General features: G+C 53.2%; 17 protein-coding genes. 12 read left to right on the forward strand and 5 right to left on the reverse strand.

The genetic code is table 11. The features are described 5' to 3' along the window. Positions 1 to 12: 12 nt before the first annotated feature. Entirely contained in the window at positions 13 to 690 is a 678-nt protein-coding gene (locus HV346_RS04725; RefSeq protein ID WP_181622420.1) for an AroM family protein, read from the forward strand. A 71-nt stretch (positions 691 to 761) separates the two neighbouring features. After that, on the forward strand, positions 762 to 1046 hold the full coding sequence (gene ppnP, locus HV346_RS04730) for a pyrimidine/purine nucleoside phosphorylase (RefSeq protein ID WP_181622421.1): 285 nt from the start codon (positions 762 to 764) through the stop codon (positions 1044 to 1046). Positions 1047 to 1084: 38 nt separating this feature from the next. Here the strand turns inward: ppnP and rdgC are convergent, their stop codons facing one another. Further along, on the reverse strand, positions 1085 to 1996 hold the full coding sequence (rdgC, locus tag HV346_RS04735) for a recombination-associated protein RdgC (RefSeq protein WP_181622422.1): 912 nt from the start codon (positions 1994 to 1996) through the stop codon (positions 1085 to 1087). 123 nt (positions 1997 to 2119) lie between these two features. Here rdgC and mak point away from each other — a divergent pair, with 123 nt between their 5' ends. After that, a complete protein-coding gene (gene mak, locus HV346_RS04740) occupies positions 2120 to 3025 on the forward strand; it encodes a fructokinase (RefSeq protein WP_181622423.1) in 906 nt (301 codons plus the stop codon). An 85-nt stretch (positions 3026 to 3110) separates the two neighbouring features. Here the strand turns inward: mak and sbcC are convergent, their stop codons facing one another. Continuing rightward, entirely contained in the window at positions 3111 to 6242 is a 3132-nt protein-coding gene (gene sbcC / locus HV346_RS04745) for an exonuclease subunit SbcC (RefSeq protein ID WP_181622424.1), read from the reverse strand. After that, the gene (sbcD, locus tag HV346_RS04750) at positions 6239 to 7444 is read right to left on the reverse strand and encodes an exonuclease subunit SbcD (RefSeq protein WP_181622425.1); all 1206 of its coding nucleotides are present in this window, start codon (positions 7442 to 7444) and stop codon (positions 6239 to 6241) included. Before sbcD ends, sbcC begins: the two co-directional genes overlap by 4 nt. A 182-nt stretch (positions 7445 to 7626) precedes the next feature. Here sbcD and phoB point away from each other — a divergent pair, with 182 nt between their 5' ends. The 8 genes from phoB (at position 7627) to HV346_RS04790 (ending at position 18121) form a co-directional block, all read left to right on the forward strand. Next, positions 7627 to 8316, forward strand: a complete 690-nt coding sequence (gene phoB / locus HV346_RS04755) for a phosphate response regulator transcription factor PhoB (protein WP_095280962.1) — start codon at positions 7627 to 7629, stop codon at positions 8314 to 8316. Positions 8317 to 8337: 21 nt separating this feature from the next. Then, on the forward strand, positions 8338 to 9633 hold the full coding sequence (gene phoR / locus HV346_RS04760) for a phosphate regulon sensor histidine kinase PhoR (protein ID WP_181622426.1): 1296 nt from the start codon (positions 8338 to 8340) through the stop codon (positions 9631 to 9633). A gap of 409 nt (positions 9634 to 10042) precedes the next feature. After that, positions 10043 to 11362: a branched-chain amino acid transporter carrier protein BrnQ gene (gene brnQ / locus HV346_RS04765; protein WP_181622427.1), complete on the forward strand. Its 1320-nt coding sequence runs from the start codon at positions 10043 to 10045 to the stop codon at positions 11360 to 11362. 81 nt (positions 11363 to 11443) lie between these two features. Then, a complete protein-coding gene (gene proY / locus HV346_RS04770; RefSeq protein ID WP_181622428.1) occupies positions 11444 to 12817 on the forward strand; it encodes a proline-specific permease ProY in 1374 nt (457 codons plus the stop codon). Positions 12818 to 12977: 160 nt separating this feature from the next. Next, entirely contained in the window at positions 12978 to 14795 is a 1818-nt protein-coding gene (gene malZ, locus HV346_RS04775; RefSeq protein ID WP_181622429.1) for a maltodextrin glucosidase, read from the forward strand. A gap of 200 nt (positions 14796 to 14995) precedes the next feature. Continuing rightward, a complete protein-coding gene (locus tag HV346_RS04780; protein WP_181622430.1) occupies positions 14996 to 15637 on the forward strand; it encodes a hydrolase in 642 nt (213 codons plus the stop codon). A gap of 48 nt (positions 15638 to 15685) precedes the next feature. After that, positions 15686 to 16231: an antibiotic biosynthesis monooxygenase gene (locus HV346_RS04785; RefSeq protein ID WP_181622431.1), complete on the forward strand. Its 546-nt coding sequence runs from the start codon at positions 15686 to 15688 to the stop codon at positions 16229 to 16231. 21 nt (positions 16232 to 16252) lie between these two features. Next, positions 16253 to 18121 carry an amidohydrolase gene (locus HV346_RS04790; RefSeq protein ID WP_181622432.1) on the forward strand — a complete coding sequence of 623 codons (1869 nt, stop codon included), beginning with the start codon at positions 16253 to 16255 and terminating at the stop codon, positions 18119 to 18121. 45 nt (positions 18122 to 18166) lie between these two features. Here HV346_RS04790 and HV346_RS04795 read toward each other — a convergent pair whose 3' ends face one another. Both HV346_RS04795 and acpH read right to left on the reverse strand, forming a co-directional pair. Beyond that, positions 18167 to 18769 carry a peroxiredoxin gene (locus HV346_RS04795; RefSeq protein ID WP_181622433.1) on the reverse strand — a complete coding sequence of 201 codons (603 nt, stop codon included), beginning with the start codon at positions 18767 to 18769 and terminating at the stop codon, positions 18167 to 18169. A 235-nt stretch (positions 18770 to 19004) separates the two neighbouring features. Then, complete coding sequence (acpH, locus tag HV346_RS04800) at positions 19005 to 19586, reverse strand: ACP phosphodiesterase (RefSeq protein ID WP_181622434.1); 582 nt, start codon at positions 19584 to 19586, stop codon at positions 19005 to 19007. 92 nt (positions 19587 to 19678) lie between these two features. Between acpH and queA the strand changes: the two genes are divergently transcribed. After that, complete coding sequence (gene queA, locus HV346_RS04805) at positions 19679 to 20749, forward strand: tRNA preQ1(34) S-adenosylmethionine ribosyltransferase-isomerase QueA (RefSeq protein WP_181622435.1); 1071 nt, start codon at positions 19679 to 19681, stop codon at positions 20747 to 20749. Positions 20750 to 20762 lie beyond the last annotated feature (13 nt).

Here is a 20762-nt window from a genome sequence, read left to right on the forward strand (position 1 = left end):
AAGGCGATCAAAATGAAGGCGACGTTGGCGATCCTCACCATTGGTGTGGTCCCTGTAAGCGAAGTATTACCGCTCTTAACTGAGCATGTCTCTGAACAACAAATCACACATCTTAGCTTGCTGGGTAAGATGAGTCGGGAAGAGGTCATGGAAGACTACGCGCTTGAAGAGGGTGAGGACCCCCTACCGACGTTATTAAGTGACGGTAAACTGGCGAATGTGTCACGTCAGAAAATCGAGCGCTCACTTCAGGGGGTAATCGAAGTGCTCGATAATCAAGGGTATGACGTTATTTTACTGATGAGTACGGCCCCGATTCAGGGCCTGCTTGCGCGTAATGCGATTCTGCTGGAGCCCATGCGGATTATCCCGCCGCTGGTGGCTTCGATTGTCGATGGACATCAGGTGGGGGTCATTGTCCCAATAGAAGAGCTTCTGGATAATCAGGCCGCTAAATGGAGCGCCCTTGAGCGCACACCATCGTATGCACTGGCTAATCCAGTCGGGGGTAGTGAAGCAACGCTTATTGCCGCAGGGCAGGCATTGCTCGATCAGGGGGCTGATGTGTTGATACTGGACTGTCTCGGATTTCACCAGCGACATCGTGATTTATTGCAAAAAGCGCTGGATGTACCGGTCCTGTTATCCAACGTGCTGATGGCACGTCTGGCATCAGAATTACTGGCGTAATGATTTTGCGTGACAGGTTATGAGCATGGCCCCTATAGTGGATTTTTATCCAAAGATATAAGGGCCAGTTCATGCTTCAAAGTAACGAATACTTTTCCGGTAAAGTGAAATCCATTGGTTTTACCAGCAGCAGTACTGGCCGCGCCAGTGTTGGCGTAATGGCAGAAGGGGAATATACCTTTGGCACTGCGGAGCCTGAAGAGATGACGGTGGTAAGCGGTGCGCTGAATGTATTGCTGCCAGGTGAGACTGAATGGAAAGTGTATGCTGCCGGACAGGTGTTCAACGTACCTGGTCACAGTGAATTTCATTTGCAGGTTGCCGAGCCAACCTCGTATCTGTGCCGTTATCTGTAAGATTGTTCCCCTCTCCTTTACGGGAGAGGGGAACAGCGTTAGCGCTGCGCTTCCCCGCCTAAGCCTTCTACCAGACTCTGAATCAAGGCCGCCAGTTCGCCAGTCATCAGGATAAAGTCCGCGTCAAAGCGTTGGGCAAAATCTTCGCGGTCGATATCTTCGTTCTGGTCACGAAGTTCGTCGCAGAACTTCAGACGTTTCACGGAACCGTCGTCGCACATCACAAACTGGATGCGTTGCTGCCAGTCCAGTGCCAGTTTTGTGACGACTTTGCCTGCTTCAATGTGTACGGCTATTTCGTCGCTCACCAGATCCTGTTTTTTCGCGCGGATCACGCCGCCATCTTCAAGCAGAGCTTTCAACTCCGCTTCATCCAGCAACTGGAAGCCCTGGGCAGCACTGCCGCTACGTACCCACTCGGTCAGCGTCAGCTCAATAGGCGTTTCCATTGCCAGTGGGACCACGGGTAAAGAGCCGAGGCTTTTACGCAGCAGAGCCAGGGTGTCTTCTGCCTTCTTGGCACTGGCGCAGTCGACCATGATCAACCCGTTTACGGTGTCGATCCACATCATGGTTTGATTGAAACGGCTGAAGGCACGCGGCAGCAGCGAGTGCAGAACTTCATCTTTCAGCGAATCTTTTTCGGTTTTTTTCAGCTTACGACCCTGTTCGGCCTCCAGCTTGAAGATCTTCGCTTCGAGCGCCTGCTTAACCACCGGCGTTGGCAGGATTTTTTCTTCTTTACGGGCGCAGACGATGATTTGACCATTGGTCGTGTGGGTCAGAGCATCGCTTTGTGAACCCATCGGAGGAACCCAACCGGTTTTGGCCATATCCTGGCTACCGCAAGGGGTAAACGCATAAGCGGCTAACTGTTTTTCCATCTCTTCTGCGCTCAGCGAGACGTCGCGGCTGAGACGGTAAACCATCAAATTTTTGAACCACAGCATGATAATTTCCACGGCCTTGTCGTTAAATCAGCGGGCATGATAACGAATTGTCGCATCGCTTGCATTGCTAATCGGGTAGCTGGCTTCTACTCTGTTGATAATCAAAATAAAGAGGAGTGCCTTGTGCGTATTGGTATTGATTTAGGCGGAACCAAAACAGAAGTCATCGCACTGGGCGAGCAGGGGGAACAATGGTTTCGCCACCGCCTGCCAACACCGCGTGATGATTATCGGCAAACCATTGAAACCATCGCATCGCTTGTCGACATGGCAGAAAAAGCAACGGGGCAAACAGGCACTGTTGGGATGGGGATCCCCGGCTCTATTTCGCCTTACACGGGCGTGGTGAAAAATGCGAACTCTACCTGGCTTAATGGTCAGCCTTTTGATAAGGATTTAAGCGCTCGTCTTAACCGTGAAGTCCGTCTGGCCAATGATGCCAACTGTCTGGCCGTTTCTGAGGCCATTGATGGCGCAGCGGCGGGCGCGAAAACCGTGTTTGCCGTCATCATTGGTACGGGCTGTGGTGCGGGGGTGGCGTTTAATGGGCGCTCGCACATCGGGGGAAACGGTACTGCGGGTGAATGGGGGCATAACCCTTTGCCATGGCCGGATGACGATGAGCTGAAATATCGCGCTGAAGTGCCGTGTTACTGCGGTAAGCAGGGCTGCATTGAGACCTTCATCTCAGGAACCGGGTTTGCTACCGACTACCGTCGCCTGAGCGGTCATCCGCTGAAAGGCAGTGAAATCATGCATCTTGTTGGGGAAAACGATCCCATTGCAGAGCGTGCGTTAAGCCGTTATGAGATGCGTCTGGCGAAATCACTGGCACACGTAGTGAATATTCTGGATCCTGATGTGATTGTGTTGGGCGGTGGGATGAGTAACGTCGATCGTCTGTACACCACAGTACCGAATCTGGTGAAACAGTGGGTGTTCGGTGGAGAATGTGAAACGCCTATCCGCAAAGCGGTCCACGGAGATTCCAGCGGCGTGCGCGGCGCGGCGTGGTTGTGGCCGGAATAAAAGCAAAACGGCAACATTTTTATGCCCTCTCCCAAAGGGAGAGGGCCAGGGGGAGGGCTGCAGACCGAACAGATCTACCCCACCATCACTCCACCGAAAACGCTTTATCCAGCTTGCTGTAACCTAGTCCGTTGATTTTTTTCACTTTGATCTGCACCGGAATGCGCTCTTTCATCGCCTCCACATGGCTGATAACGCCGATGGTTTTCCCGGTGGCGTTTAAGGCATCCAGCGCATCCAGCGCGGTGTCCAGCGTTTCGCTATCCAGCGTGCCGAATCCTTCGTCAAGGAACAGCGAATCGATCCGCGTTTTGTGGCTGACCAAATCGGAGAGTGCCAGAGCCAGGGCAAGGCTCACGAGGAAGCTTTCCCCACCTGAAAGCGTGCGCGTATCGCGAACTGCATCTGCCTGCCAGGTATCAACCACTTCCAGCTCCAGTGCATCGCTGGCTTTACGTTGCAGCAGGTAGCGCCCGTGCAGGCGGTTGAGCTGCTGGTTAGCAAGCCACACCAGGTTATCCAGGGTCAGGCCCTGGGCGAACTTACGGAAGCGATCGCCTGTGCTGGAGCCAATCAGCGAATTCAGATAGCCCCAGTCGTCGGCAAGGTGAGCGGCCTCTTCAATCTGTTGCCGTAACGTTTGCTGATGCTGGCGGTTATCACTGTCCTGTTTCAGTTGCTGGCGAATTTCACCCTGGCGGGTAGTATTTTCGCGCAGGGTGAGTGCGATGTGTTGTAACTGCGCTTGTAGCGTGACGGTGTCAGATTCCAGCGCATCAGGGCGATGCTGCTGATGCTCATGCAGCTGCTGATTCGCCTGACTGGAAAGTGCGGTGGCTTGCTGGAGTTGGTTATCCAGGGTTTGTTTTAGCTGTTCCAGACGGCGCAGGATATCGTCATCAAGCAGTGCTGCCAGGAAAGCCTCCTGATTGGCAAATACGCTTGCCGTAAGCGCCGCCGAAAACTGTGCCTGAGCGTGTTGAAGGCGTTCGCTTTCCAGATTTTCCTGCTGTTGCAGCGTTGTTAGCTGGCTTTGCAAGGATACGCACGTATTGTGGATCTCGCGCCAGTTCTCCGGGATATCGGATTCTGCTTCAGCGCTATCCCTCTCAGGAAGCGTATCAAGCAGCGGCGTCAGGGCGTCGATACGCGCTTGTATTGCGTTTTGCTGAGTTAGTTTTTCCTGCCAGCACGCAAATTCGTTCTCACGTTCTGCCAGCCAGGACGTTTCTGTGCCTTCGGCGGGTGCGCTCAGTGAAAGGGGATGCAGAGCCGTTTCCAGCGTAAGGCGGGTTGCCTCAATCTGTTGCTGGCACTGACGTTTCTGCGCTTCCTGTTCGTTGAGCTGGTTTTGCAGCCCCAGACGCTGGCTCAGCAGATAAAGCTGGCGTTCAAAGTGCTCCTGCTCATCTATCCAGGAGGCGATATCATCCTGAATATTCAGTGTAATATTCAGGCTAGCGCACGCCTCTAACCACTCCTTAGTGAGCGCTTGCTCTTCCTGAGAAAGCGTCTGTAGCTCTTCCGTTTCACGCTGGATCTGGCTGGTCAGGGCATTTACCTGCCCGAGTATCAGCAACCCTTCTTCTTTCAGGGCTGCAACCTCTTTCTCCATCGCATCACGGCGGCGCTGGTTTTCGGAAAGCGCCAGTGCCTGGTATTGCGCCACTGCCGGATGTTCGGTTGAACCGCAGAGTGGGCAGGGTTTCCCGGCCTCTAGCCGCGCCCGGTGGCTTTCAAGATCTTTAATTGTCTCTTCGTGCTGACATAACGTTTTAAGATCCTGGTAATGCTGGTTTTTTTCTTTGAATTGTTGTCGGCGTTGCGCCAGGGTTTCGTTAAGTTTTGTCTGTTCCGTCTGTGCTTTTTGTACACTTTCGCTGTTGTGGGCAAGGCGTTTTTGCAGTGGCTGATAGCGGGCATGAAGCGTAGTCAGTCGCTGGCGCGCGGCGCGGGACTGCGTTTGCTGCTCCATAGCGGCCGCAACGTCATCGGCTGACAACGTGAGAGTGTTTTCCGGTAACTCAGCGAGCTTCCGACGCAACTCCGCGAGACGACTGGTGATTGTCGTTAGCTGGTTTTTATCGCGATTATGCTGGGAAAAATGTGCCCGCCAGCCAGCAATTTCCTGTCCCCACAACCGGAAACGGTCATGCTCTGCGAGCCACTGAGTGAGTACGTTTTGCTCAGCCAGCCCTTGTTCGCGCGCGCGCAGCGCGCCGTGACGAATACGCGCCCGCCGTGCCACAGTGGACTGTAAGCGAGCATTTACTTCGGTAATTTGCTGTTTTGTCTGAGCAAGGCGCGTGGCTTGTTCTTGCTGATGCGCCCAAAGGGGACGTAATTGCGCAGCAGGTTGCGCCAGTTGTCGTTTTTCCAGATCGGGTGCGGCATCGGCGAGGGCCTGTTGCGCCTGTTGCTGCATTGCCACCGCCCGCTGTTGTTCGCGTAAAAGCTCGTCGTTACGTGTAAGCCATTGAAACGCTTTCTGTTGGCTTTGCTGCTGCGCCAGCAGGGTTTTCTCTTCGTCTGTAAGTACCTGCAAACTGTCCAGCAACTGCTGCTGTTGCTCCTCGCTTAGCAGCACCACACCCGCGGCCTGCGCTTCACGCAATTCAAGCTCACTGCGCGCTGCTTTGTGTTTCTCAAATACCATTGCGGAAATCTGGCCGTAGATCTCTGTGCCGGTTAACTCTTCCAGTAATTCGGCGCGCTCTTTTGGTTTGGCGTTGAGGAAGGCTGCGAACTGGCCCTGAGAGAGCAACATTGATCGGGTGAAACGACCATAATCCAGCCCGGTCAGCGAGGCGGTCAAATCCAGTTTATCTTTCACTTTATCGGCGAGGATTTTACCATCTTCACACTGTGCCAGCTCGACGCGGGGCGCTTGTAAGTTTCCGTCTGGTTGATTCCGCGCGCGGTTCTGGCTCCAGAATGCGCGATAAGCCACACCTTTCACTTCAAACTCGACTTCCGCCAGACATTCAGCAGTATCACGTGTCATCAGGTCGTTTTGCGATTGTGACACGGTATTCAGACGAGGTGTTTCGTGGTACAGCGCCAGGCAGATGGCATCGAGAAGGGTCGTTTTCCCCGCTCCTGTTGCGCCAGTAATGGCAAACAGTCCGTTGCTGGCGAATGGTTCGGCGGTAAAGTCGATTTTCCACTCACCTTTCAGGGAGTTGAGGTTTTTGAGACGCAGGCTGAGAATTTTCATGCGTTTTCATCCTCGTCATTAAGCGCATGCAGGGTATGGGTGAACAGTTCGTTGAGCCGCGCTCGTTTTGCGTCGTCGATCTCTTCCTGAGATAAACGTCGTTCAAACACCTCTTCAACCCGGAGTTCACTGAGCGTTTCACGTTGTGCACTTTGCAGTATTTTCTCGCGCTGTTCGCGGCTGCGACGCACCAGCAAAACCTCTACCGGCAGGTCTTCCGTCAGCGCCTGAATCTTACGCTGCATATCATGCAGGTAGTCATCGGTAGTGATTTCAATATCGAGCCAGACGGCAGGATGCTGCGCCACGCCACGCCACTGTTCCAGTTGAGCGGTGATGGCCGCCAGATCGCCTTTCAGCACGGCCAGCGGCTGAGTCACAGGCACGTCCAGCGTCTCAACAGCGCTGAGTTTGCCGTCGGAAAAGCTCACCAGGTGTACGGACTTTGCTTTGCCTGTTTCATCGAAACTGAGCGAAATGGGAGAGCCGCAGTAGCGAATGTGTTCGCTGCCGCCAATCATCTGCGCCCGGTGAATGTGCCCAAGGGCAATATAATCGGCAGGGGGAAAGTTTTGCGCCGGGAAGGCGTCGAGTGTTCCGATATAAATATCACGTACAGCATCACTTTTGCTGGCTCCGACGGTGGTCAGATGCCCGGTTGCAATCACGGGAATAGCCTGTTCGCCGCGCAGTGCGCAAGCCTCAATGTATTGCTGGTGATAGTAGTCAGTGATGGCCTGTAATAAATGCTGCTGCTTTTCGCTGCCGGAAAACCCGGCCTGGCTTTGTACGATGTCGCGCGGGCGTAAAAAAGGAATCGGGCACAGCACCGCACCTGGCGTACCGTCGCGTTTTTTCAGGATCTGCGGAGCGTGTCCGGCGTTTGCGACGACGGTCGTGTTCAGAAATGCGAGGATATCTCGCGACTCGTTGAGTGTGGCGACCGAGTCATGATTACCAGCGACTATCACCAGATGGCAGCCTGTTCGCTGGAGATGCACCACAAAACGGTTGTAAAGTTCTCGCGCATAACTGGGTGGGGAACCTGTATCGAAAATATCGCCCGCCACGATGATCGCATCCACCTCATGTGACTGGGCTGTGTCCAGCAGCCAGTTCAGGAACGCTTCATGTTCAGCGGCGCGGCTTTTGCTGTAAAAGTTTTGACCCAGATGCCAGTCCGAGGTGTGAAGTATGCGCATAACAGATCCATGGCGAAAAAAGGAATGGGCGATTATAAACTTTCAGGAGCAGGAAAATAACCGCTGTAATAAAACAACAGTTTGCCATTTGTAGTGGTCATGTTTTTCATAAATCTGTCATAAATCTGACGCATAATGACGCCGCATTACAAACTTGTAACTTACATAAGACAGGGCAAAGTATGGCGAGACGTATTCTGGTCGTAGAAGATGAAGCACCTATTCGTGAAATGGTGTGCTTCGTGCTCGAACAAAATGGCTTTCAGCCGGTTGAAGCTGAAGATTATGACAGCGCGGTGAATCAGCTGAATGAACCCTGGCCCGATTTAATTCTGCTTGACTGGATGTTGCCTGGCGGCTCTGGTCTGCAGTTCATCAAACACATCAAACGTGAAGCGATGACGCGTGATATCCCGGTTGTGATGCTGACGGCGCGTGGTGAAGAGGAAGATCGCGTTCGTGGTCTTGAAACGGGGGCGGATGATTACATCACTAAACCGTTTTCGCCTAAAGAACTGGTGGCACGCATCAAAGCGGTAATGCGCCGCATTTCACCTATGGCAGTGGAAGAGGTGATTGAGATGCAGGGCTTAAGCCTGGATCCTACTTCGCACCGTGTCATGACAGGTGAAAATCCCCTTGATATGGGACCGACTGAATTCAAATTATTGCACTTCTTTATGACGCATCCAGAGCGAGTATACAGCCGTGAGCAGTTGCTGAATAACGTCTGGGGAACTAACGTGTATGTCGAAGACCGGACGGTCGATGTGCATATACGCCGCCTGCGTAAAGCGCTGGAGCATAGCGGCCACGATCGCATGGTGCAGACGGTCCGCGGCACGGGTTATCGTTTTTCGACCCGTTTCTGAACAATGACAGGAGTGTGACGCGTGCTGGAACGTCTGTCATGGAAAAGGCTCGTTTTTGAACTGATCTTATGTTGTATTCCGGCCTTCATTTTGGGGGCTATTGTGGGCCATCTGCCGTGGTTTTTGCTGGCGGCAGTGACTGGACTGTTGATCTGGCATTTCTGGAATTTACTGCGTCTTTCGTGGTGGTTGTGGGTAGACAGGAGTATGACTCCCCCGCCGGGAAGCGGAAGCTGGGAACCTCTGCTTTATGGTTTGCACCAGATGCAAATGCGCAATAAAAAGCGCCGCCGGGAACTGGGAAGCCTGATTAAACGCTTTCGTAGCGGCGCTGAGTCGCTACCGGATGCCGTGATTCTTACCACCGAAGAAGGGACGATCTTTTGGTGTAATGGCCTGGCGCAACAGCTGTTAGGCCTGCGCTGGCCGGATGATAATGGCCAGAACATCCTGAACCTTCTACGTTACCCGGAGTTCACGCTTTACCTGAAAAAGCGTGACTTTACTCGCCCGCACAACCTGAAACTGAACAATGGCCGACATCTAGAGATCCGCGTGATGCCTTACAGCGATCAGCAGTGGCTGATGGTGGCGCGTGATGTGACCCAGATGCACCAACTGGAAGGGGCGAGACGGAACTTCTTTGCTAACGTAAGCCATGAATTACGCACACCGCTGACCGTCCTTCAGGGCTATCTGGAAATGATGCAGGAGCAAACGCTGGAGGGCGCGCCACGTGAGAAAGCGCTGCACACCATGCGTGAGCAAACGCACCGGATGGAGGGTCTGGTAAAACAGCTTCTGACCTTGTCAAAAATTGAAGCTGCGCCCTCGCTGGCGCTGAATGATACGATCGACGTGCCGATGATGTTGCGTGTGGTGGAGCGTGAAGCGCAGACCTTAAGCCATAAAAAACACCAGTTGACCTTTGAGGTTGATAACACGCTGAAAGTGCTTGGCAGTGAAGATGAACTGCGGAGCGCCATCTCTAACCTGGTCTATAACGCGGTGAATCATACGCCGGAGGGAACGCACATTGTGGTGCGTTGGCAGCATCTCCCGACAGGCGCTGAATTTAGCGTTGAAGATAACGGTCCGGGGATTGCGCCGGAACACCTTCCACGTTTGACCGAGCGCTTCTACCGCGTGGACAAGGCACGCTCCCGGCAGACAGGGGGCAGTGGCCTGGGGCTGGCGATTGTAAAACATGCGGTCAATCACCATGAAAGCCGTCTTGATATTCAGAGCACGTTAGGGAAGGGGACTCGCTTCAGTTTCGTCATTCCGGAACGATTAATTGCCAAAAAGAGCGCCTGACAGCAGGTGTGTCATCCTTCCTTTCCACGGGTCAGCTTATGCTGGCCCGTATGCTTTGCGGTCAAGCGAAACACGAATGAATTTTATACGGCTGATGGTTTTTTGTTCGCATTATTAGCCATGAGTTTTTCTTATCGTTGGTGCATTGTTCCAGTTCGTTTTCTCATGTTGGCATATTATTCTGGTTTTACGATCCCTCCTTGCCTTTAAACGTTATAAGCGTTTAAATTGCCCCCCATATACTGTCATACCGACTGTATTTGCGTGGTAAATCGAAAAACTATTCTTCGCCACGCCAGGACGGGAGCATATCCCGCTGAAATTGAGCAAATTTTCCGCTGTATTGTCCCGTCAGGGATGGCGAAAATCTCAACGTTTTCAACACCACATCCACAGGCAGTAAGGTTCTATGACCCATCACTTAAAATCGCGTGACATTATCGCGCTGGGCTTTATGACATTTGCGCTGTTCGTTGGCGCAGGCAACATCATTTTCCCTCCAATGGTTGGCTTGCAGGCGGGTGAACACGTCTGGACGGCTGCGATTGGCTTCCTCGTGACCGCGGTAGGTTTACCAGTGCTAACGATTATTGCCCTGGCAAAAGTGGGTGGCGGCGTTGATAGCCTTAGCTCACCAATCGGTAAAGTGGCGGGTGTTTTGCTGGCGACCGTGTGCTACCTGGCCGTTGGACCACTGTTTGCTGCGCCACGTACTGCGACCGTCTCTTTTGAAGTGGGGATTGCACCGCTGACGGGTGACGGGGCGATGCCGCTGTTTATTTACAGCCTGGTCTATTTCGCGATTGTGATTCTGGTTTCCCTCTATCCTGGCAAACTGCTGGATACCGTGGGCAACTTCCTGGCACCGATGAAAATTGTTGCGCTGATCGTGCTGGCAGTCGCGGCCATTATCTGGCCAGCGGGCCCTATCAGTGATGCGATGGATGCCTATAAAAACGCAGCCTTCTCGAATGGTTTTGTGAACGGTTATCTGACCATGGATACGCTGGGCGCTATGGTCTTTGGTATCGTTATTGTTAACGCTGCGCGTTCCCGCGGGGTGACCGAAGCTCGCCTGCTGACGCGTTATACCATCTGGGCTGGTCTGATGGCGGGTGTTGGCCTGACACTGCTGTATCTGGCGCTGTTCCGTCTGGGTTCTGATAGCGCGACGCTGGTCGATCAGAATGCCAATGGCGCAGCTATCCTGCATGCTTACGTTCAGCACACCTTCGGTGGCGCGGGTAGCCTCCTGTTAGCGGTACTGATTTTCCTCGCGTGCCTGGTGACGGCGGTTGGCCTGACCTGTGCGTGTGCTGAGTTCTTTGCCCAGTATCTGCCTCTCTCTTACCGCACGCTGGTATTTATCCTTGGCGGCTTCTCGATGGCAGTGTCAAACCTGGGGCTGAGCCACTTGATCCAGATCTCCATTCCGGTGCTGACTGCCATTTATCCGCCGTGTATCGTGCTGGTTGTACTGAGCTTTACGCGTCCGTGGTGGAATAATTCATCCCGAATTATTGCGCCTGCTATGTTTATCAGCCTGCTTTTTGGTATCCTTGACGGGATTAAAGCATCAGCGATTGGCGGCATGCTGCCTGCCTGGACACAACGTCTGCCATTGTCTGAACAAGGCCTGGCATGGCTGATGCCTACCGTTGTTGCGCTGATTCTGGCTGTTATCTGGGATCGTGCTGCAGGGCGTCAGGTTACCTCTAACGCGCATTAATCAACGGCAACAAAATGTTTAACCACGGGGCTTAAGGCCCCGTGGTTTTTTGTTTTTTTCGAGTTGAATGGCAAGATTTAAATGGAAAGCACTAACAAACTCAAACGTGGGCTAAGTACCCGCCATATTCGCTTTATGGCGTTAGGCTCAGCGATTGGTACTGGCCTTTTTTATGGCTCGGCAGATGCCATTAAAATGGCCGGTCCGAGCGTCCTGCTGGCCTACATCATTGGCGGTATTGCGGCCTATATTATTATGCGTGCGCTGGGGGAGATGTCGGTTCATAACCCTTCCGCCAGCTCTTTCTCCCGCTATGCACAGGAAAACTTAGGCCCGCTCGCAGGTTACATCACAGGCTGGACTTACTGTTTTGAAATTCTGATTGTCGCAATCGCTGATGTGACGGCCTTTGGTATCTATATGGGCGTCTGGTTCCCCTTAGTACCACACTGGATATGGGTGTTGAGCGTGGTGTTGATCATTTGCGCCGTCAACCTGATGAGCGTGAAGGTTTTTGGTGAGCTGGAGTTCTGGTTCTCATTCTTTAAAGTCGCGACCATTATTATCATGATCGTGGCGGGCTTCGGCATCATCATCTGGGGTATCGGTAACGGTGGTCAGCCAACGGGGATCCATAACTTGTGGACCAATGGTGGCTTCTTCAGCAACGGCTGGCTTGGCATGGTGATGTCGCTGCAAATGGTGATGTTTGCTTACGGTGGGATCGAAATTATCGGGATCACTGCGGGTGAAGCGAAAGACCCTGAAAAATCGATTCCCCGCGCGATCAACTCTGTTCCAATGCGTATTCTGGTGTTCTATGTGGGTACGCTGTTTGTGATTATGTCCATTTACCCGTGGAACCAGGTCGGCACTAACGGTAGCCCATTCGTGTTGACGTTCCAGCATATGGGGATTGCGTTTGCAGCCAGTATTCTCAACTTTGTCGTTCTGACGGCGTCACTTTCTGCCATTAACAGCGACGTATTTGGTGTCGGTCGTATGCTGCACGGAATGGCCGAGCAGGGGAGCGCGCCGAAAGTATTCGCTAAAACCTCACGTCGCGGTACGCCGTGGGTCACTGTTCTGGTGATGACCATTGCGCTGTTGTTCTCGGTCTACCTGAACTACATCATGCCAGAGAACGTGTTCCTGGTGATTGCGTCACTGGCGACTTTCGCAACGGTGTGGGTGTGGATCATGATCCTGCTGTCGCAAATTGCCTTCCGTCGCCGTCTGCCCCCTGAAGAGGTGAAAGCGCTGAAATTTAAAGTGCCTGGCGGCATTACGACAACGGTTGTTGGTTTGATTTTCCTGGTCTTTATTATTGGCCTGATTGGCTATCATCCGGATACCCGCATTTCACTGTATGTCGGTTTCGCGTGGATTGTGTTGCTGCTGGCAGGGTGGGTGTTTAAATGCCGCCGCGATCGCCAGTTGGCTGAAGCACAGTAAAACAGAGTCCCCTCTCTCGTCGGGAGAGGGGCAGAGTGAGGCATCAGGGTGTATTGATGCCTCCTCCCCCGTCCTCCTCCCCCAATAAACCTCTTCATGATGAGCTAACCTTAACAACCCTGTGGCAAGGTGACGTCAATTTCATCAAAGGGGATTCGTGATGTTAAATGCCTGGCACCTTCCGGTTGCCCCATTTGTTAAGCAAAACAAAGACAACCTTGTGATTACGCTCTGGCTGGCGGGAGAAAATCAGCCTGAACGCGTGACGCTACGCGCCGAAATAGATAACGAAGAGACTGCGCTGAAGATGCACAAACAGCGCAGCCAACCGCAGCCGGGGATCACCGCGTGGCGGGCAAATATTGATTTACGCAGCGGGCAACCGCGCCGCCGTTACAGCTTCAAATTGCTGTGGAATAACCGTCAGCTGTGGTTTACCCCGCAAGGATTTAGCCGTTTCCCTCCGGCACGGCTGGAACAGTTTGCGGTCGATTACCCGGACAACGGCCCGCAGTGGGTTAACGATCAGGTCTTTTACCAGATTTTCCCTGACCGTTTTGCCCGCAGCCAGAAGCGTACTGCGCAGCAGGATGAGGTCTATTACCACCATGCGGCGGGCCACGATATTATCCTGAAAGAATGGGCTGAGCCGCTGACGGCCCAGGCGGGAGGATCGACGTTCTACGGTGGCGATCTCGACGGTATCAGTGAAAAACTTCCGTACCTGAAAAAGCTGGGCGTGACGGCGTTGTACCTGAACCCGGTGTTTAAAGCCCCGAGCGTACATAAATACGATACTGAAGACTATCGCCACGTTGATGAGCATTTTGGTGGCGATGAAGCCTTACTGCGCCTGCGTGAAAATACCAAAAACGAAGGGATGCGCCTGATTCTGGATGGTGTGTTTAACCACAGCGGTGACTCCCACGTCTGGTTCGACCGGCATAATCAGAGCATGGGGGGCGCATGCCATAACCCTGATTCTGCGCAGCGGGACTGGTACAGCTTTAACGACGATGGTCGCGCGCTCGACTGGCTGGGTTACGCCAGCCTGCCTAAGCTCGATTTTCAGTCACCTACGCTGGTGAAAGAGATCTATGGCGGCGAGGAGAGCATTGTGCGCCATTGGTTAAAAGCGCCATGGAGCATGGATGGCTGGCGTCTGGATGTGGTGCATATGCTTGGGGAAGCGGGTGGGGCGCGGAATAATATTCAGCACGTTGCCGGGATCACACGTTCAGCGAAAATGGCCCAGCCTGAAGCGTTTGTTTTTGGCGAGCACTTTGGCGATGCGCGTCAGTGGTTGCAGGCCGATGCGGAAGATGCGGCGATGAACTACCGGGGCTTTACCTTCCCGCTGTGGGGATTTCTCGCCAATACCGATATTTCTTACGATCCAAATCATATCGACGCCGAAACCTGCATGGCGTGGATGGATAACTACCGTGCCGGTTTGTCACATCAGCAGCAGTTGCGGATGTTTAACCAACTGGATAGCCACGATACTGCACGTTTTAAATCACTCCTCGGTAAGGATGTGGCGCGCTTGCCGCTGGCGGTGACCTGGCTCTTTACCTGGCCTGGGGTTCCATGCATTTACTACGGTGATGAAGTGGGGCTGGATGGAAACAATGATCCGTTCTGCCGCAAGACGTTCCCGTGGAAAACGGAACACCAGGACGAGAAGTTACTCAGTCTGTATCAACGTCTGGCGAAACTGCGTAAACAAAATCAGGCATTGCGCTACGGCGGCTGTCAGGTGGTTTACGCCCACGATAATGTGGTGGTCTTTGCCCGTGTCTATAACCAGCAGCGTGTGCTGGTTGCGATCAACCGGGGTGAAGCCTGTGAAGTGGTGCTGGATGGCTCTCCACTGCTCAATGTGAAAGCGTGGCAGTTGAAAGAGGGTAAAGGTTCGCTTCAGGACGGAATACTCTCATTACCCGCGATTTCTGCATCCATCTGGTTCGGTAATTAATCCTCTTCTGCAACGGGTACTTATGCCGGTTGCAGAATATTCCCCTAAGTTGTTCGGTTAAATTCAACAGAGGGGACAAATATCTTTAATATCCGCTCAATCAAATCTCGCTATACTCAATTTGCTTTATCAGTCAGGGCCCTTTCTCATATAGCACACAAAATCGTTGGCTTTTAACATATTGATTAAAAGGTACTTTTATGTCTATTCGTGAACTGATTGACCCGTCTAACTCCGCGTTAATTTTTATCGATCATCAGCCGCAAATGTCTTTTGGCGTGGCCAATATTGACCGCCAACTTCTTAAAAATAATACGGTTGCGCTGGCGAAAGCCGGCAAAATATTTAATGTGCCGGTTATCTACACGTCAGTAGAAACCAAAAGTTTCAGTGGCTATATCTGGCCGGAATTACTGGCCGTTCACCCTGATGTCAAACCTATCGAACGTACGTCGATGAACTCCTGGGAAGATGATGCGTTTGTTGCGGCAGTGAAAGCAACGGGCCGCAAAAAACTCATCATCTCGGCCCTGTGGACTGAAGTTTGCCTCACCTTTCCGGCGCTGATGGCACTGGACGAAGGTTTTGACGTCTATGTGGTGACGGATACGTCTGGCGGAACCTCAGTGGATGCCCACGAACGCGCTATTGATCGTATGGTACAGGCGGGTGCTGTACCCGTAACCTGGCAACAGGTTCTGCTTGAATATCAGCGTGACTGGTCACGAAAAGGCACTTATGACGCAGTCATGGATCTGGTGCGTGAGCACAGCGGGGCTTATGGGATGGGCGTTGATTATGCTTATACCCTTGTTCACGGTGCGCCAGAGCGTAAAGCGTAATCCTTTGGGGGCGAGGTTCTCTCGCCCATCAATGACCAGGAAATCCTTATGGCGCAAACATCACATGTGACGCTGGTGATCACACATACGTTACTTCCGGGGCAGGCCGGGCGATACGAACAGTGGCTGGGCAAGATTATGCCCATTGCCGCTGAGTTTCCCGGCCATCTTGGCGCGAACGTCATTCGTCCCTCCGGCGAACAGGACCTGTGGACGGTGATCATTCGCTTCGACACCATTGAGCATCTTTATGCCTGGACGCAATCAGACACGCGTACGGTGCTGGTTAAAGAGATCGAACCGTTGCTGGCAGAAGGCGATAAAACTGAAGTGCGTACGGAAGCTGCCTTCTGGTTTACTCCGCCAGAGGTCCATGTACGTAAGCCAAAGCAGTGGAAACAGTTTCTGATTACGCTGCTGGTTATTTTCCCCAGTACCAACGTTGTACCGCTGGTAACAGGCGCGCTGCTTCCTGGCCTGAAAGGTTCTTTATTGCTGCATTTGATTAACGATGCATCTGTGGTCGCGCTGGTGGTCTGGCTGTGGATGCCCATCGTGACCCGTCTGTTTGCCGGATGGCTTAAAAAAGCCTGATCTGGCGTGAAGGAGTTCGTTATGTCTCAAACTGCCACACTGATCTTAACCAAAGGTAAGGTCCATACGCTCGATCGTGAAATGCTGCAAACTGAAGCGGTTGCGATCGCCAACGGCAAGATCCTTGCGACCGGAAGCCACGATCGCATCATGAGTTATGCCGAGCAAGGCACACAGATTATTGATTTGCAGGGAAGTACGGTGATCCCCGGTCTCAACGATTCGCATCTGCACCTGATTCGCGGCGGGCTGAATTATAACCTTGAGCTACGTTGGGAAGGTGTGCCCTCGCTGTCGGATGCGCTGCGTATGCTAAAAGATCAGGCCGATCGTACGCCGTCGCCGCAGTGGGTTCGTGTGGTGGGGGGCTGGAGTGAATTCCAGTTTGCCGAACGCCGGATGCCAACCATTGAAGAACTCAATGAAGCTGCGCCAGATACCCCGGTGTTTGTTCTCCATCTGTACGATCGTGCACTGCTTAACCGCGCAGCGCTGAAAGCGGTAGGTTACACCAAAGAAACGCCAAACCCGGCAGGGGGAGAGATCGTTCGGGATAATAACGGTAATCCAACCGGGATGCTGATTGCTAAACCGAATGCGATGATCCTCTATTCTACGCTGGCGAAAGGGCCGAAATTGCCACTTGAGCAGCAGGTAAACTCCACGCGACAGTTTATGCGAGAGCTGAACCGTCTGGGGCTGACCAGCGCCATTGACGCAGGTGGCGGTTTCCAGAATTACCCGGAAGATTACGAGATCATCGAGGAACTGCATGTAAAAGAGCAGATGACGATCCGCATTGCCTACAACCTTTTCACCCAGCGACCAAAACAGGAACTGGAGGATTTTGAGCGCTGGACCGATATGCTCAAGCCAGGCCAGGGGACCGATTTCTATCGGGCTAACGGCGCGGGTGAAATGCTGGTCTTTTCAGCTGCAGATTTTGAAGATTTTCTCCAGCCTCGTCCGGATTTACCCGAGGGGATGGAAGACGAGCTGGAACGCGTGGTTCGTCATCTGGTCGAGCATCGCTGGCCGTTCCGTCTGCATGCGACTTATGATGAATCCATCAGCCGAATGTTGGACGTGTTCGAGAAGGTAAACCGTGACATTCCGTTTAATGGTCTGCACTGGTTCTTTGATCATGCGGAGACCATCACCGAGCGCAATATCGAGCGTGTCAAAGCGTTGGGCGGCGGGATTGCAGTACAACACCGTATGGCTTTCCAGGGGGAGTATTTTGTCGACCGCTACGGTAAAGAGGCGGTGAAACATACTCCGCCGGTTGCCAAAATGCTGGAACTGGATGTGCCGGTCGGTTTAGGTACTGATGCTACCCGCGTGGCGAGCTATAACCCGTGGACGGCGCTCTACTGGCTGGTTTCAGGACGCACTGTCGGCGGACTGACAATGTATGACGATAATAACCGTCTGCCGCGTGATGTGGCGCTTGAACTGTGGACCGCAGGCAGCGCCTGGTTCTCCAGTGAACAGGGCAAAAAAGGGCGCATCGTGGAAGGGCAACTTGCCGATTTGGTGGTGCTCTCGAAAGATTTCTTCAGCGTGCCAGAAGAGGAGATCAAAGGCATTGAGTCGGTGCTGACGGTGGTAGATGGCAAAGTCGTGTATGCTGCAGGGCACTTTAGCCCACTTGCTCCGCCGCCGATCCCGGTATTGCCTGAGTGGTCTCCGGTCGTGAAGGTTCCGGGGCATTACCGTTCAGCGCCGCCAGCGGCCAGTAAAGTGGGCGCGGTGGTACAGATGCATCAGTGCATTGGCAGTTGCGGTGTGCATGGCCACGCGCATGGCATTGCGCGTCAGTCGGATATTCCGGTGTCGGATGAGCAGGCGTTCTGGGGTGTGCTGGGATGTTCGTGTTTCGCGTTTTAAATTAAAAAGGCCCGCATTAGCGGGCCTTTCTCGTCAACCGGCCGATTACAGGCTGGATACGTTCTCGGACAGGTATTTAGCCACGCCGTCTGGAGACGCGTTCATGCCTTCTTTGCCTTTTTCCCACTGAGCCGGGCACACTTCACCGTGCTCTTCGTGGAACTGCAGCGCATCAACCATACGCAGCATTTCGTCGATGTTACGACCCAGTGGTAGATCGTTCACCACCTGGTGACGAACGATGCCGTTAGCATCGATCAGGAAAGAACCGCGCAGTGCAACGCCAGCGTCCGGATGTTCGATACCGTAAGCCTGTTGAACTTCACGTTTGATGTCCGCAACCATTGCGTATTTCACCGCACCGATGCCGCCTTTGTCGACAGGGGTGTTACGCCATGCGTTGTGTACAAATTCAGAGTCGAAGGAAACACCCACAACTTCAACGCCACGTTTCTGGAATTCTTCGTAACGTTTGTCGAAAGCGATCAGTTCAGATGGGCAAACGAAAGTGAAGTCCATTGGCCAGAAGAACAGAACGGTCGCTTTACCGTTGGTGTGCTGTTTGAAATTGAAATTTTCAACGATTTCACCGTTGCCCAGAACTGCTGCAGCTGTAAAATCCGGAGCCGGACGAGTTACCAGAACCATATGATTCTCCTGTAGATACTAAGGTTATTTGGAACGCAACGCGAGCCAGTATAGAGAGTGTCAGACAGTAAGACAAAGAGGTGGTGACAATCGTTCCGCCAGCTTTTACCTATCAATGCCCTTTCTATACGCAAAATCCTTCAAGTTGCATCACGGCGGTACGTCCGGGGATCCCCTGGAGCTTACGTAGCTCAAGGACTGGGTGAGCGGACGTAGCCTGAAGGATGAAGCGTATTTAAAGTTGTTTGTTTTTCGCCTGTGCCATCATGCGCGGATAAAACTGCCAGAAGCGGGTCTCCAGCGCGTCATAATGGGTGTCCAGATCGTGCCAGGAATCGCGCAGGGCATCCAGACGCGGGCGGCGACTGGCCATGCCGTTGAGTACCCGCTGAATAAACGCCATCTCGCGATACCGCTCGAGCCAGCGCTCGGACCATAAATAGTCGTTCAGATTCACAAAGCGCGGCGGCGAGTCCGGCAAAATCGTGGCGATCTGCGAATGGGCATAGTGGACGAACTCAGGTAAAGGCAGGTCGGGTGACACGGCTTCCCAGTGCCGCGACAAAAAGTGATCCCACATAACATCCAGCGTAATGGGGGCAACCCGGCGTGTTTCGGGGCGAAACCACGCTTTCGCTTCGTTCACTTCAGGCAGATTGTCGGTCAGTACATCGATCCGGCGATGCATGAAAATCCCTTCGACCACTTCAGCAGGATAGTCATCTGCGGGATTACCGCGCACAAAATCGGCCAGCAAATTGCCGGAAAGAGAGCTGTTAGCAAGATGTGCGAGATGCAGGTGAGCGAGAAAATTCATGCGTTTTATTTGTCCAGATACGGCTAGTTGTTGCAGCAAAGGGGCGTGAGCACTAGACTATGCCGCCTGTTTTTAAGTCACGAGTATACGTCATGCGCGTCGCCGATTTCTCCTTTGAACTACCTGAAAACCTGATTGCTCACTATCCACAACCAGAGCGCAGCAGTTGCCGCTTACTGTCGCTGGACGGGCCAACGGGCGCGCTGACGCACGGTACTTTCACCGATTTGCTCGACAAGCTCAACCCTGGCGATCTGCTGGTCTTTAACAATACCCGCGTGATCCCGGCGCGCCTGTTTGGCCGTAAAGCCAGCGGCGGCAAGATTGAAGTGCTGGTCGAACGTATGCTCGATGATAAACGTATTCTGGCACACATTCGCGCCTCTAAAGCGCCGAAGCCAGGTGCAGAACTGCTGCTGGGCGACGACGAGAGCATCAAGGCGACCATGACCGCGCGTCATGATGCACTGTTTGAAGTGGAATTTAACGATGAACGCCCGGTACTGGATATTCTGAACGCCATTGGCCATATGCCGCTGCCACCGTATATCGACCGTCCAGATGAAGATGCTGATCGCGAACTTTATCAAACCGTTTACAGCGAGAAGCCAGGCGCAGTAGCTGCACCAACGGCGGGCTTGCATTTCGATGAACCCCTGCTGGCGGCGCTTCGAGAGAAAGGCATTGAAATGGCGTTTGTGACGCTTCACGTCGGCGCGGGCACGTTCCAGCCGGTGCGGGTAGATAGTATCGAAGACCACATAATGCACTCTGAATATGCTGAAGTGCCGCAAGAGGTGGTGGATGCTGTGCTGGCGGCGAAAGCCCGTGGCAGCCGTGTCATAGCTGTCGGTACGACCTCTGTGCGTTCGCTGGAGAGCGCGGCGCAGGCGGCGAAAACCGATCTTATTGAACCTTTCTTTGGCGATACGCAGATCTTTATTTTCCCAGGATATCAATACAACGTCATTGACGCTCTGGTCACCAATTTCCATCTGCCTGAATCGACTCTGATTATGCTGGTTTCCGCGTTTGCCGGGTATCAACATACAATGAATGCCTACAAGGCTGCGGTAGAACAAAATTATCGCTTTTTTAGCTACGGGGACGCGATGTTTATCACGTACAATCCGCAGGCTTTGAATGAGCGTGTCGGGGAATAAGTCCGCGACACCG

The organism is Enterobacter sp. RHBSTW-00994 (assembly GCF_013782625.1).
Taxonomy (GTDB): Bacteria; Pseudomonadota; Gammaproteobacteria; order Enterobacterales; family Enterobacteriaceae; genus Enterobacter.

What these genes read in the sequence shown, in the direction of transcription:
- HV346_RS04725 (WP_181622420.1), top strand. Translation starts at nt 13, where the DNA reads ATGAAGGCGACGTTGGCGATCCTCACCATTGGTGTGGTCCCTGTAAGC.
- ppnP (WP_181622421.1), top strand. Translation starts at nt 762, where the DNA reads ATGCTTCAAAGTAACGAATACTTTTCCGGTAAAGTGAAATCCATTGGT.
- rdgC (WP_181622422.1), bottom strand. Translation starts at nt 1,996, where the DNA reads ATGCTGTGGTTCAAAAATTTGATGGTTTACCGTCTCAGCCGCGACGTC.
- sbcC (WP_181622424.1), bottom strand. Translation starts at nt 6,242, where the DNA reads ATGAAAATTCTCAGCCTGCGTCTCAAAAACCTCAACTCCCTGAAAGGT.
- sbcD (WP_181622425.1), bottom strand. Translation starts at nt 7,444, where the DNA reads ATGCGCATACTTCACACCTCGGACTGGCATCTGGGTCAAAACTTTTAC.
- phoB (WP_095280962.1), top strand. Translation starts at nt 7,627, where the DNA reads ATGGCGAGACGTATTCTGGTCGTAGAAGATGAAGCACCTATTCGTGAA.
- brnQ (WP_181622427.1), top strand. Translation starts at nt 10,043, where the DNA reads ATGACCCATCACTTAAAATCGCGTGACATTATCGCGCTGGGCTTTATG.
- proY (WP_181622428.1), top strand. Translation starts at nt 11,444, where the DNA reads ATGGAAAGCACTAACAAACTCAAACGTGGGCTAAGTACCCGCCATATT.
- malZ (WP_181622429.1), top strand. Translation starts at nt 12,978, where the DNA reads ATGTTAAATGCCTGGCACCTTCCGGTTGCCCCATTTGTTAAGCAAAAC.
- HV346_RS04780 (WP_181622430.1), top strand. Translation starts at nt 14,996, where the DNA reads ATGTCTATTCGTGAACTGATTGACCCGTCTAACTCCGCGTTAATTTTT.
- HV346_RS04785 (WP_181622431.1), top strand. Translation starts at nt 15,686, where the DNA reads ATGGCGCAAACATCACATGTGACGCTGGTGATCACACATACGTTACTT.
- HV346_RS04790 (WP_181622432.1), top strand. Translation starts at nt 16,253, where the DNA reads ATGTCTCAAACTGCCACACTGATCTTAACCAAAGGTAAGGTCCATACG.
- HV346_RS04795 (WP_181622433.1), bottom strand. Translation starts at nt 18,769, where the DNA reads ATGGTTCTGGTAACTCGTCCGGCTCCGGATTTTACAGCTGCAGCAGTT.
- acpH (WP_181622434.1), bottom strand. Translation starts at nt 19,586, where the DNA reads ATGAATTTTCTCGCTCACCTGCATCTCGCACATCTTGCTAACAGCTCT.
- queA (WP_181622435.1), top strand. Translation starts at nt 19,679, where the DNA reads ATGCGCGTCGCCGATTTCTCCTTTGAACTACCTGAAAACCTGATTGCT.